Consider the following 14128-nt stretch of genomic DNA (forward strand, 5'->3'; position numbering starts at 1 on the left):
TTGTTTTATTATATTGTAAGAGAAAACTATATTGATAAAAAAATAGAGAACTAAAACAAAGTAATTTTTAGCTAATTCAAACAAAGCCTAAAGAACGCTATTTCAGCTATTTGAGTACACTTTGTTCCAAATTTAATGCTCAACTATGTCGTTATTTTAAGAACAAAAAGGCATTATAACTTGTTTGTTTTAAAATTAATATCTATATTTGCCGTCGAAAATCATTTAGATTTTTAAAAGAGGGGTGCTGACAAAAATGTCGGCTGAGATTATACCCGTGGAACCTGATGCAGTTAGTACTGCCGTAGGGAGAGACTTTTTTTAAAAGTCGCTTTTTGTATATCCATGTATATATATTAATATATAGTAGCTCCTCTTGATTAATTTATTAAGTGGAGCATGTTTTATTTTACAGCTTTATCTATTGCCGGCAGTGATTGCAGTGGAGGCGCCGGTATTCAAGCAGACATTAAAACAATGTCGGCATTGGGTGTTTATGCTGCATCTGTAATAACTAATATTACCGTACAAAACACATTGGGCGTAGAATCATTGTGTCCAATAGACTCTTATGTCATTGAGCGACAAATTCATGCCGTAATGAATGATATCCGACCAATGGCTGTAAAGATTGGTATGATGGGTAACAAAGATACAGTTGAAGCCATTGTAAAATCATTATCAGTTTACTATCACGGAAACTTGGTAGTTGATCCTGTGTTAGTTTCAACTAGTGGTTCTGTGCTGCTTGATAACAACGCAATAGATATCATGTGTAGAAAATTATTTTTTATGGCTACAGTTATAACACCAAATATTCATGAGGCTGAAGTATTAGCAAACATGAAAATAATCAATAAAGATGATATGAAAGTGGCTGCACTAAATATAATGGATTATGGATGTGGCGCTGTACTTATTAAAGGCGGTCATATAGAAGGTGACAATAAATGTGATATACTTGTTGAACGCAAAAAAAATGGAATTTATGAAGAACATGAATACAACAGTGTAACTGTGGACAGTAAAAATACTCATGGAACAGGTTGCACTCTCTCATCTGCTATTGCTGCATATCTGGCACAAGGAATGAGTTTGACTAACGCCGTGGAAGAGGCTAAAGAATATATAACAATGGCAATAGCTGAAGGTGCTGATGTTTGTATAGGAAAGGGTCACGGACCGCTAAACCACTTTTTTAATCCTATAAAAATGATAAAAACAAATCAGAAATGAAATTAGAAAAATTACAATTCATTACTCACCAAACTGCCAATATAAACTATGCAGAGGGTGCTCTGATGGCTTTATGTGGGGGATGTCGCTGGATTCAGCTACGAATGAAAGATGCTGAAACATCAGAAATAATTGATGTTGCTAAAATTATTGAACCAGCTTGTCATCGTGTTGGTGCAACATTTATTATTGATGATCATGTGGAATTGGTGAAAACAATTAATGCTGACGGAGTGCATCTTGGTAAAAACGATATGTCGATAAAAGAGGCTAGAAATATCCTTGGAAGTAAATATATTATCGGTGGTACTGCAAATACTATTGAAGATATTGTCAATATCTATCAATCAGGTGCAGACTATATTGGTTGTGGACCTTTTAAATTTACATCAACAAAGAAAAACCTTTCTCCCATCATTGGACTTGAAGGATATAAAAAAATAATATCCGACATGAAACAACTACATATTGATATTCCTATTGTTGCTATAGGTGGTATTGTTGATGAAGACATACTGCCTATATTGCAAACCGGAATTAATGGAATTGCATTGAGTGGATGTGTCATAAATGCTGATAATCCTGTAGAAAAAATGAAACAGATAATAAACAAAACTAATACATATAAATAAAATGAACAACAATATTAAATTCTCTTATCCAAATTCTGAGAAAGTATATATTAATGGAAAGATATTTCCTCAGCTAAAGGTTGCTATGAGAAAAATTAATCTTACTCCAACAGTGGAAATTGTTGATGGGAAAAGTATTATGACACCCAACTCTCCTGTTTATGTATATGACACTAGTGGACCATATAGCGACCCTGACATCAAAATTGACTTGAAAAAAGGATTGCCAAAACTACGAAAAGAATGGATTGAAAAACGCAATGATAGTATTAACACTCAGATGTATTATGCAAAACGTGGTATTATAACTCCTGAAATGGAATATGTGGCTATACGTGAAAATATGAACTGTGAAGATTTAGGGATTAAGACTCATATCACTCCTCAGTTTGTATGCGAAGAAATAGCTAATGGAAGAGCTGTTATTCCTGCTAATATCAATCACCCAGAATCTGAACCAATGATTATTGGGCGTAACTTTCTTGTGAAGATAAATACCAATATTGGTAATTCTGCAACTTCTTCTAGCATTGATGAAGAAGTGGAAAAGGCTGTGTGGAGCTGCAAATGGGGAGGTGACACCATTATGGATTTGTCTACCGGCGACAACATACATGAAACAAGAGAATGGATATTACGAAACTGTCCTGTACCAGTGGGTACTGTTCCTATGTATCAGGCATTTGAGAAAGTAGACGGAAAGGCAGAACTCCTTACTTGGGAAATATTCAGAGATACTCTTATTGAACAATGTGAGCAAGGTGTAGACTATTTCACTATTCATTGTGGAATAAGACTTAAAAATATACATTTGGCAGAAAATAGACTTACTGGTATGGTAAGTCGTGGAGGTAGTATTATATCAAAATGGTGTATCACTCACAATGAAGAGAGTTTTCTATATGCTCATTTTGATGATATCTGTGATATCTGTGCTAAATATGATGTAGCAATATCATTGGGTGACGGACTTAGACCAGGTTGCACTTTTGATGCAAATGACAAAGCACAATTCGCTGAACTAGATACAATGGGCGAACTGATAGAAAGAGCATGGGATAAAAACGTGCAAGCTTTCATAGAAGGTCCAGGTCATGTTCCAATGAATAAAATAAAGGAAAATATGGATAGACAAATTGAAAAATGTCATAATGCACCTTTCTATACACTCGGTCCACTAGTTACAGATATTGCTCCGGGATATGATCACATAACAAGTGCTATTGGTGCTGCTCTGATAGGATGGCTCGGAACAGCAATGCTATGTTATGTAACGCCTAAAGAACATTTGGCTTTACCTGATAAAGATGATGTTCGTACAGGAGTTGTTACATACAAAATTGCTGCACATGCTGCTGACTTGGCAAAGGGACATCCGGGTGCAGCTATACGTGATAATGCTTTGAGCAAAGCAAGATATGAATTCAGATGGAAAGATCAGTTTAATCTTTCTCTTGACCCTGAAAAGGCTTTGAAATATTACAAAACATCTAATAATATTGATGGTAAATACTGTACGATGTGCGGACCAAACTTCTGTGCAATGCGTATAAGCCACACTCTAAACGAACAAGATTGTTTAACTAAATAAGTAAAAAAATGATTGAGACACAAGTATCAAAGGGTATAATAAATACCTATTTTGAAAAATTACAAAGTAATCTGGACCTTGACGTTGCTATTGTTGGCGGTGGTCCTTCTGGTATTGTTGCAGCTTATTACATGGCTAAAGCTGGATTAAAAGTTGCTCTTTTTGATCGTAAGTTGTCACCTGGTGGCGGCATGTGGGGCGGTGCTATGATGTTTAATCAGGTTGTTATACAAAAAGAGGCTATGGATATTATCAAAGACTTTGATATAAATTCAACTCCTTTCGATGATAACCTGTTTACAATAGATTCTGTTGAGAGCACTTCTTCATTGCTTTATAATGCAGTACATGCAGGTGCAACCATTTTCAACTGCTATTCTGTTGAAGACGTAGTTTTTAAAAATAATATTGTTAGTGGAATTGTTGTAAACTGGACTCCTGTACTTCGTGAAAAACTTCATGTAGATCCATTGAATATAATGGCAAAATGTGTTATTGATGGTACAGGTCACGACAGCGAAATATGCAAAACTGTTGCCAGAAAGAATGGTATCAAACTAGACACAGAAACAGGGGATGTAATAGGTGAACGTTCACTTGATGTAATTGCGGGTGAAGAAGAAGTCGTAAATGGCACAAAAGAAATATATCCTGGATTATACGTATGTGGAATGGCTGCATCAGCAGTTTCTGGTACACCTCGTATGGGTCCAATTTTCGGTGGTATGCTTATGTCTGGTAAGAAGGTTGCCGAAATGATTATAGAGCGTATAAAATAAGTATTATGAAAAAACGAAAGTTCTTTCTTGAATAGAAATATTTTCTTTTCTTGAAAGAACTTTTATTTTAACCAACCATAAAGGTATGAATGACAACCAATCCGGTAAGATAAGACAACTTATCTAACAATAAATCTAAACTATTACGGCTAAAGACACAGCTTCTACCAGAAAAAGTTTTTTTAATGTCACTAATGTCATAATGTCACAAACGCCCTATTTATAAGGCTTCAGCGAGTGACATTAAGTGACATTATCGGGCTAAAAGTGACATTAAATATAAAATAGCACCTTTTTTTTGCGATATTTTACTAATTATGGTACAAAGATCATTAAATATATCTGTGAATATTTTCCGATGTTCTATCTAGTGATTAGGGCCTTATCACTCAGTGATGCTTCGAAAAACGCAGAGTGATATGGGCCTTATCACTTCAATACATTCAAATTAATTTATTATGATTTTACATGTGTTATTCGTTGATATTAAAGGTAATTACTCAATGCTATATTTATAAAGTATCATGATAGAATTTCTAATAAATCAATATAGCTTTTAAATTGATTTAAATAAACATTTACATTTTATCAAAAGTAAATATTATTAATATTAAGTAAATATATTTCCAATATTATTTTATTATAAGCATATTCATTTGCACACTAAATTAAGTATAACATCTTGTTTTATCATAGAAATTAGCTAAAATTGAATGTAGGATACATGTAGGTTTTCGATTATCATACATTAGTTAACAGACTATCAAATAGTTATTTACAAAAAAACATGTAGGTATGTATGTTTTTAAAACATTTATTTATTTTTTCTATTATATGAACTATAACAAAATATAAAGGTAATAAAAAAATCACTAAAAATTAAGTTAGTTATATTATTATGTTTTACTATTTTTTCTGTGATTGTCTTTGTTAAATACAAAGTAATAATTAACTTAGCAAAAAATAAAGTATCATTGATTAAATCCATTCAAAAATATGACGATAACAAAGGCAAAATATAATGATTTAGAAATAATTATATCTATATACGATTATGCTCGCAACTTTATGGCAAACAACGGAAATCCAAATCAATGGATAGATGGCTATCCCTCACGTGAAATTATAGCAAAAGACATTAGTAATGATAGTTTTTATGTTTGCAAAAATGAAGAAGGAAATATTGTAGGTGCATTTACTTTTATTATAGGCAATGATCCTACTTACGAAAAAATATATAGCGGAAAATGGTTGAATGATAAACCTTACGGTGTTATTCACAGACTTGTATCAAATGGAACGACTCACGGTATTACAAAAACTTGTATAAAATGGTGCTTAAAACAAATTCAGAATATTCGCATAGATACTCATGCTGATAATAAAATTATGCAAAGTTTAATGCTTAAAAATGAATTTAAATATTGCGGAATAATACATACACACAATGGAACAGAAAGACTTGCGTTTCAAATAGCTGAGGGATAATATATATTATTAATTTAAAATTATTCTCTTTCTGAATATTTTAATACAAAAAAAATATGTATGTTTGCATTGCATAAATTTTAAAGCTTATTCGCTATGAAGAAAATAGTATTTCTTACAGGCGCCGGAATGTCGGTGGAAAGTGGTTTCAAAACTTTTAGAGGTAATGATGGATTATGGGAAAATTATCCTGTAGAACAAGTTGCTTCGCATGAAGGATGGGAAAAAGACCCAACTCTTGTAACCAACTTCTATAATATGCTTCGACGTAAATTATGGGATGCACAGCCAAACGATGGACATAAACTGATAAAAGAACTTGAAAAAGAATACGACGTAACTGTTATCACTCAAAATGTAGATAACCTTCATGAGAAAGCCGGTTCTTCAAAAGTTATTCATCTGCATGGAGACCTTACCAAAGTTTGTTCTAGTATAAATCCATATAACTCTAAATACATTCAACAATTGACTCCTGAACATAGCCACGTGAATCCAGGAACAAAAGCTGGTGACGGAAGTTTACTACGACCTTTTATTGTTTTCTTTGGCGAAAGTGTACCAATGATAGAACCTGCGGCTCAAGAAACACAAAAGGCTGATATATTCGTTATTATCGGTACAAGTCTTAATGTTTATCCAGCAGCAGGACTAATACAATACTGTAATCCTGGAATACCTATATATTTGATAGATCCAAGTTCCGTTAAAACAGATAACTATCGTAATATAAAACACATTGAAATGGGTGCTAGCAACGGAATGAAAGAATTGATGAAAGAACTTAAATAATAAAAAAACATCACTATAAAAGTAATGGAGGATAAATATTAATTTATCCTCCATTATCATTTAACTCAGACTAAGCATCTTTTCAATAGGCTTAACTGCGTCTTTTGCTATTTTAGAATCGACCACAACTTCCGGCCAACCATATTTTAGCGTATTATATATCTTTTCAAGACTATTTTTCTTCATATACTCACATTCATTACAACTGCATCCTAAGCCTCCCTCAGACACTTCTGGTGGAACTGGATAGAATGTTGCATCAGGACACGTACGTTCCAACTCGTGAAGAATACCAGCCTCTGTGGCTATAATATACTCATGTTTACCATTAGCCTGAGCATAATTCAACATTGTGGCAGTAGAACCCTTAATATCAGCAATAGCTAGAATAGGAGCTTTACATTCAAGATGTGCCATTACAATTGCGTCAGGATGTTCTTTCTTAAGCTTTATAATCTCCTCTACAGAGAATTTTTCGTGTACATGGCATCCACCATTCCACAACAACATGTTACGACCTGTAACGCTGTTTATATAATTTCCCAAATTGTAATCAGGACCGAATATAAGTTTTTCATCTTCTGGAAAACTGTCTATTACCTTTTTTGCATTTCCACTAGTAACAACACAATCAGTAAGAGCTTTTACTGCAGCTGTTGTATTTACATAACTTATAACCTTATATCCAGGATGCTCCTCCTTATATTTCTTTAGGTCTTCAGCTTTGCAGCTATCAGCAAGAGAACAACCAGCAGTGAGATCAGGACACAACACTATTTTGTCTTCACTCAAAAGTTTGCACGTTTCAGCCATGAAGTGAACACCACACATAACCATAACCTTAGCATCAGTCTCTGCAGCCTTACGTGCTAAAGCCAGAGAGTCGCCAACGAAATCAGCAATATCCTGTATATCACCAATTGTATAATAGTGGGCAAGAATAATAGCATCTTTCTCTTTACACATTCTGCGTATCTCAGCTTTAAGATCAATAGACTTGTCAATAGGTTCGTCTACATATCCCTTATCTATCCATTCTTTCTTTACCATATTTGTTTTATCTTTCATACAGTGTTTTAATTTTTAAACAGATTAATTCACACTATATTATTATTATATTATTTATTTTTCTATTTAATAAAAAGAAATAAGAGTAGTATGATGTGGTGTTGATAAGTTGATAAAATGATATTCAAATATTTGCTTTTTCTATTATCAACGTTTGTCTATCACTTATGCACACATACAACTTATAATTTCTTCTTGAATATCAGAAAGATAGAGAGTTATCCACAATTCTGGTATTTTCTGCAAAGTTAATAAGTTTATATCTTTTTCTGTGATTTTTTAGTGGAAAACTTCGTAAAAAGTATTTCAAAACTATGTGGATATCCACAATATGAAGGGGGTGTATATTAGTGTGTGGATATCTACATAGTTATTAGTTTGCTTATACAGTAGTTTTCAACATGGTTATCAACACTTTTTGTGGATAACTTTTTTGATGAAAATGAGGATTTAATAAAAAAAACAATTAAATATTTTGTATTTAAAATAAAAGTTGTACCTTTGCACTCGCAAAAGCGCCCGTGGCGAAATTGGTAGACGCGCTAGACTTAGGATCTAGTAGTTCACGCTGTGTAGGTTCGAGTCCTATCGGGCGCACCACTTTAAAGAGCTAAATAGTTTATTAACTGTTTAGCTCTTTTTTTTGTATAGTAATATAATGTATTTCTACTCTATTATAGATTAAATAATGAATGCTAATAGCATAGAAAATAAATGCACATTACACCATTTTGCTAATGTCAGCTAAATGGGGCTGAATAAAATCACGGTATTAGTATATAAATAACAATTCCATTGGTAGAATTTAATATTCACTGATTTAATTCCGCCAATGGATTGCATTCATATTTATAGAAAGTTTTATCGCTTATGGGTTGAAATTTTATTTTTTACTCATTTTATTATGCTCATTATTTTTTTGAGTAGTTGAAGATTTCTTTATAGGAAGGTCTTTTACAACAGTGGCCTTAAGTATCTTTATATCATTAATAGGGCGATTATTATTGTCTTTCTCTACATTTTGTATTTTATCTACTACATCCAATCCATCCACTACTTCACCAAATACAGTGTATAGTCCGTCAAGATGTGGAGCACCACCAATTGTCTGATAATCGTTTTTAATTTTGTCATTAAAGAATATTGTTCCTCCTGATTTCTCTGTAAGTTCGTTAAGCTTTGTTTCAAGCATTTTTGGACCGAAAGTTTTTCCTGTTACTATATAAAATTGGCATGAAGATGATGCATGATCTTTTGCATTTTCTTCTTGGGCTGCTGCCACAGCACCACGTTTATGATAGTATTGAGGAAACCTTATTTCAGCAGGAATTGTATAATCTAGGGATACATTGCCTAACAATTGTCCAGAGACTGCTGTTTTACTTGATGGATCACCAGCTTGAACCATAAAGTTAGGTATTACGCGATGGAATAAAATTCCATTATAAAACCCTTCTTTTACTAGTTTAAGAAAGTTGTCTCTATGCTTAGGTGTTTCATTGTATAAGGCAATTTTAATATTTCCCAAAGATGTTTCTATAGAAACTATACATCTGTCATCCACAGACTTTGCTATCGAATCCAGATTATTATTTTGTGCAAACATTGGTAGCGATAATATTGCAAACAAAACAGAAAATAAAATTTTATTTTTCATTGTCATATATATGTAGGTGATAATTTATAGACTAATATCCGCAAGCGGATAGATTGATATTTTTTATAAAACGTAATTCCATTCTTCATTTGAATCATCAATACTGAAACCTTCATATTCAAATGATTTTAGTTCATCTATATTGGTAATTCTATTTTTAATGATGTAGCGTGCCATTGCTCCACGACACATTTTAGTATAAATGACAATAGTCTTTAGTTTACCGTCTTTAATAACTTTAAAACTAGGAGTGATAACTTTTACTTCACTTTTTACACGTTTCCAATCAAACAAATTACGCATTTCGTCGCTAGCTAAGTAGATAAGAATACCATCATCAGCTTTGATTTTATTGATAAACCAGTCTGTTAGAATTGGCTTCCAAAAATCAAATATTGACTTTGAATTATGATTGGAAAGAATAACATTACCTTCCAAGCGATATTTATTAATCATGTCAAGCGGACGCAGAATGCCATATAAAAAAGAACTAATCATAAGATGATCATTGGCATATCGTAATTCGCTGTCTGAAAGAGTTTCGGGAGCAAGTCTCTGGTAAACCATTCCATCATAGCAAAATGCTGCAGGTTGACGGATACTGTTATCATGGAAAGAACGAAAACGTTTCCAGTTTTCTAAAGCCATATCTCGGTTTATATGCAACATCTCACCTAATTCTTCAACAGAATAATTCAACATCTGCATTGCATTGTCATTGGCTTGACTTTGAAATGTAGGTTCAGTTGCAAATGAAATATCAGATGGAGCACATCCGGTCATTATTTTAGCACAGCCTATCAGTATCTGCATATATTCTAATATTAATATTTTGCAAATATAGTGATTTCACTTTATAAAACAAATGAATATTATAAAGTATGTGCTTATAATGATAAATTAAGTAATTACTTAATTGTAATAAAATAAAAAAGGGGAAAGTGTAATATATATTATACACAATCCCCTTACTTATTTGAGTTGATAATAGTTGATCTACTTTAAAAACTTATGAGAAACAAGCATGTTTTTAGGATTCAATGCTTCGTCAAGCTTCTCCTGTGTCATTAATCCCTGTTCCAATACAATATCATATACAGAACGGTTTGTCTCAAGCGCTTCTTTGGCAACTTTTGTACAAGTCTTATAACCAATATAAGGATTAAGAGCTGTAACGATACCAATAGAATTCTTTACCATTTCATAGCAACGCTCTTTGTTGACAGTTATGCCAAGAACACATTCTTCTACAAGTGTGTCAATAGCATTACTCAACCAAACCAAACTCTCAAACAATGACTCTGTAATAACAGGTTCCATTACATTAAGTTCCAACTGTCCAGCTTCTGCAGCGAAAGAAATGGTTGTGTCATTTCCAACAACCTTGAAACATACCTGATTTGTAACCTCTGGAATAACAGGGTTTACTTTTCCAGGCATGATAGATGAACCAGGAGCCTTTGGAGGAAGATTTATTTCATTCAGACCGCAACGTGGACCTGATGCCATAAGACGCAAGTCATTACAAATCTTTGAAAGTTTGATAGCTAAACGCTTCAATGCTGAAGAGTAGCTTACGTATGCACCTGTATCAGGAGTAGCTTCTACTAAGTCGGTAGCTGAAACAAAAGGTTCACCTGTAAGTTTGCTAAGATTAGCTGCACATAGTTTGGAAAATCCTGGGACTGCATTCAATCCTGTACCGATAGCTGTACCACCCATATTTATTTCATGAAGCAACTTCACGTTACGTTCAAGATTCAATATTTCCTCTTCAAGGTTGTTAGCATAAGCACTAAATTCCTGTCCGCTGGTCATTGGCACAGCATCCTGAAGTTGTGTACGTCCCATCTTGATGACATCCTTAAACTCTTCACCCTTATAGCGGAAAGCACTGATAAGTCCAGTAAGGCTAGCAACAAGATTTTTATTCATTCTGATTATTGCCAATCTTATAGATGTAGGATAGACATCATTTGTAGACTGTCCACAATTCACATGATCATTAGGATAGCAATATTGATACTCTCCCTTTTTATGTCCCATTATTTCAAGCGCACGGTTAGCAATAACTTCGTTAGCATTCATATTTACAGATGTACCTGCCCCACCCTGCATCATGTCAATAGGGAAATTTTCGTGTAGTTTTCCGTCAATTAATTCCTGACAAGCCTTGCTGATTGCGCCAGATATTTCATCATTGATCACACCAAGCGAATGGTTAGTCTGGATAGCAGCCAATTTAACGTATGCTATTGCAATTACATAGTCAGGATAGTCACGCATCTTCTTACGTGAGATATGATAGTTGTTGATACCACGCTGTGTCTGTACACCATAGTATGCATCAACCGGAACCTTTAATTCACCTAAGAGATCTGACTCTAATCTAAATTTTTCTTCTGCCATAATATTGAGTTTATTTATTGTAGAGAGTCAACAATATCATTGAAATATGTCAACTCTCTGTTTGTTGTTGTGCAAAATTACACTTTAATTTTCAAATAAATCTTTTTACCTTATTATATTTTTAATATGCTTTAATTCTATACATGAAACCAATTTCTATGCGATTTGTATTGTAATCTTTCAGACCACATTTATCGCTATAGTCATATTTGCGTCCTATATAAGAAAGGAATACGCGGAAGTCCTGATCTTTTATAGGATAGTATTCTATACTTCCAATATAAGCAAATGACTTTCTATAGTCTTTGTATTTTTCTATCTTACTGACACTTGCGGTCTCATACATACCTTTTACCATCAGATTCCATTGTGGAGCGAATTGCCAATTAAGTTTTGTTATAAATGAATTGTAATGCACATCACTGAAGTACATGTTCTTATCAGCAACAGGTTGACCATCGCTTGTAGGCATAGACAGTTCGCTACTTGCAATCTTTAATCTGTCAAGAGCATCCCATGCACCCATATAGTCGAAATACCATTGAGTTTTTGGTAATGCTAACTGCTGTCCAAGTACAAGCATTCTTGAATATTTGTTCTTAGCCTCAGTCTGAGTACCCCATGACCAACGAGTATTGAAAAGTCCACCTGCAAAACTACCATTCCAGTTTACTATATATGTAAGAGGACTATTAGCCTGTTCTAGAGTACGACTTGTTGTTCCGTCACTTTCAATAGACTTCGCGCCTACACCATATTCATTAACAAGTTTACCATTATTGGCATTTGAAATTTCAACAGCAATTTCCTGAGAAGGAACAGGCTTATAAGAAGCCATAACACCAGCCATAAAGTTATCCATATTGTCAACCATATCAGAATACTGATAGATATACATAGGATTCTCGTCAAATTCAAATCCACCCCATATCTGACACATCTTACCGGCTTGGAGACTTACTTTGTTGTTGAACTTATATCCAACCATCATAATGTCTGTAGCCTTGGCAAAATTATCTTGACTCTTGGCGTCTGTAGCCTTATTCAATCTATGACGAAAGCGATAGAACAAGTGATCACCTAAATTACCTTTTATCTCAAGACGCAACTGCTTGTTGGCAAATCCTGTTGCCCAGTCCTGTCCGTCTACTTTCTCAGCTTTAAAGCTATAAGCATAGTTGAGATATAAGTTGAATGCATCATTTTTCTTTTCCAAATTCAGCACTTTTTCTGCAAGCGATTTATAATTACCATCATTGCCGCCCATACCAGTATTTTCTCCTTGTGCGCTTACTGTTAATGTAGCAGCAAGTAACGCACTTATTATCAATATCTTCTTCATAGTTTTATTGATGCTTAAGTTTTAAAAAGTCTTTTCGTAAATTTTTTATGAGAGAACACATATAGTGAGCATCAATACTCCTGGAAGTATTTCTGAATCTGTTGCCAGTCGTGGGTCTTTGTAAGAGCCAACTGAAGAAGAATGCGTGCTTTTTGCGGGTTAAGGTTTAGGGCTGCAACAAAATGATACTTGCTGTCGTCAACCTCACCGTTAAGACATGTTGGACCTGTAGGAACACGGCTTGAACGAACAATCTGGATTCCACTGTTCTGTGCCTTTACTGCTACGTCAAAAACATCTTTGTAGAAATTGCCGTCACCGACACCTGCCAAAACGATACCGTCAAACTTTGCGTTTACGAAAGCCTGCATTGGAAGTGGAGATGCATTAGCATAACCATATACGATACCTACCAATGGGAGTTTAGTAAGATTGTCTACATCAAACTCACTCTGTGTTGTGTGCTTATATGTAGGTTCAAGGATATAATATGGCTTACCATTGTAAACATATCCAATTTCTCCATAAGTACCCTTAAATGTAGCACAATCTGTCGTGTTAGTCTTAATAAGAGACTTTGCATCAATCAGTTTATTATTCATACAAGCCATTACGCCGTGACCATTTGATGATGGATCAGCAAGAGCAGCCACACCATTATAAAGATTGGCTGGACCATCAGCACTGATAGCAGTTGAAGGGCGCATACTACCAACAAGAATCACTGGTTTGTCACTATGAACGGTAAGAGTCAAAAAATATGCGGTCTCTTCCATTGTGTCTGTTCCATGAGTAACGAGTACACCGTCGTAACCTTCCTCGTTTAGAAGTTGATTAATACGTTTTGCTAGTTTCAACCAAACATCGTCGTTCATATCCTGACTACCAATATTTACAAGCTGTTCGCCGCTTACATCAGCAAGATCTTTAATCTGTGGAACAGCATCAATAAGAGTTTGTATACCAACTTGTCCTGCACCATAAGCAGACGAAGTAGCACTTGCGCTTACACCGGCAATAGTTCCGCCAGTAGCGATAATACGAATCTTAGGTTTGGCACTTATTGTTAGTGTGAACACTAAAGCCAAAATCATCAAAATAGAAATTCTAAATGTCTTCATAACTGAATATTTT

Annotated in this window: 12 protein-coding genes, 1 tRNA gene and 1 riboswitch; of the genes, 7 read left to right on the forward strand and 6 right to left on the reverse strand. The window is 34.1% G+C overall.

Annotated elements, in window-relative coordinates; all coding sequences use genetic code 11:
- Nucleotides 1–230 precede the first annotated feature (230 nt).
- A riboswitch (TPP riboswitch) is annotated at nt 231–329 on the forward strand.
- 70 nt (nt 330–399) lie between these two features.
- The 6 genes from thiD to B045_RS0106280 all read left to right on the forward strand — a co-directional run bounded on the left by thiD (nt 400) and on the right by B045_RS0106280 (nt 6518).
- Entirely contained in the window at nt 400–1236 is an 837-nt protein-coding gene (gene thiD / locus B045_RS0106255; protein WP_018463417.1) for a bifunctional hydroxymethylpyrimidine kinase/phosphomethylpyrimidine kinase, read from the forward strand.
- The gene (locus tag B045_RS0106260; protein WP_018463418.1) at nt 1233–1868 is read left to right on the forward strand and encodes a thiamine phosphate synthase; all 636 of its coding nucleotides are present in this window, start codon (nt 1233–1235) and stop codon (nt 1866–1868) included. Before thiD ends, B045_RS0106260 begins: the two co-directional genes overlap by 4 nt.
- Nucleotide 1869: 1 nt before the next feature.
- The gene (thiC, locus tag B045_RS0106265) at nt 1870–3459 is read left to right on the forward strand and encodes a phosphomethylpyrimidine synthase ThiC (RefSeq protein WP_018463419.1); all 1590 of its coding nucleotides are present in this window, start codon (nt 1870–1872) and stop codon (nt 3457–3459) included.
- A gap of 8 nt (nt 3460–3467) precedes the next feature.
- Nucleotides 3468–4238: a sulfide-dependent adenosine diphosphate thiazole synthase gene (locus B045_RS0106270; RefSeq protein ID WP_018463420.1), complete on the forward strand. Its 771-nt coding sequence runs from the start codon at nt 3468–3470 to the stop codon at nt 4236–4238.
- A gap of 996 nt (nt 4239–5234) precedes the next feature.
- Nucleotides 5235–5726, forward strand: a complete 492-nt coding sequence (locus B045_RS0106275; RefSeq protein WP_018463421.1) for a hypothetical protein — start codon at nt 5235–5237, stop codon at nt 5724–5726.
- A 96-nt stretch (nt 5727–5822) separates the two neighbouring features.
- Nucleotides 5823–6518, forward strand: coding sequence for an SIR2 family NAD-dependent protein deacylase (locus tag B045_RS0106280; protein ID WP_018463422.1), 696 nt, complete (start codon nt 5823–5825; stop codon nt 6516–6518).
- Nucleotides 6519–6578: 60 nt separating this feature from the next.
- Here B045_RS0106280 and nadA read toward each other — a convergent pair whose 3' ends face one another.
- A complete protein-coding gene (gene nadA / locus B045_RS0106285; RefSeq protein ID WP_025884141.1) occupies nt 6579–7568 on the reverse strand; it encodes a quinolinate synthase NadA in 990 nt (329 codons plus the stop codon).
- A 533-nt stretch (nt 7569–8101) separates the two neighbouring features.
- On the opposite strand from nadA, the gene B045_RS0106290 reads away from it, so the two are divergent.
- Nucleotides 8102–8186: transfer RNA gene (locus tag B045_RS0106290), tRNA-Leu, on the forward strand.
- A gap of 283 nt (nt 8187–8469) precedes the next feature.
- Here the strand turns inward: B045_RS0106290 and B045_RS0106295 are convergent.
- From B045_RS0106295 to ansB, 5 genes are all read right to left on the reverse strand, one after another.
- Nucleotides 8470–9243 (reverse strand): peptidylprolyl isomerase, encoded by a 774-nt coding sequence (locus tag B045_RS0106295; RefSeq protein WP_025884139.1) that lies wholly within the window; start codon nt 9241–9243, stop codon nt 8470–8472.
- A gap of 63 nt (nt 9244–9306) precedes the next feature.
- On the reverse strand, nt 9307–10056 hold the full coding sequence (locus B045_RS0106300) for a YaaA family protein (RefSeq protein WP_018463425.1): 750 nt from the start codon (nt 10054–10056) through the stop codon (nt 9307–9309).
- Between the two features lie 183 nt (nt 10057–10239).
- Nucleotides 10240–11652, reverse strand: a complete 1413-nt coding sequence (gene aspA, locus B045_RS0106305) for an aspartate ammonia-lyase (RefSeq protein ID WP_018463426.1) — start codon at nt 11650–11652, stop codon at nt 10240–10242.
- 121 nt (nt 11653–11773) lie between these two features.
- Nucleotides 11774–12994, reverse strand: coding sequence for a porin (locus B045_RS0106310; protein WP_018463427.1), 1221 nt, complete (start codon nt 12992–12994; stop codon nt 11774–11776).
- Nucleotides 12995–13065: 71 nt separating this feature from the next.
- Nucleotides 13066–14115 (reverse strand): L-asparaginase 2, encoded by a 1050-nt coding sequence (gene ansB / locus B045_RS0106315; RefSeq protein ID WP_025884137.1) that lies wholly within the window; start codon nt 14113–14115, stop codon nt 13066–13068.
- Nucleotides 14116–14128 lie beyond the last annotated feature (13 nt).

Origin of the sequence: Segatella paludivivens DSM 17968 = JCM 13650 (genome assembly GCF_000373185.1) — a bacterium.
Taxonomy (GTDB): Bacteria; Bacteroidota; Bacteroidia; order Bacteroidales; family Bacteroidaceae; genus Prevotella; species Prevotella paludivivens.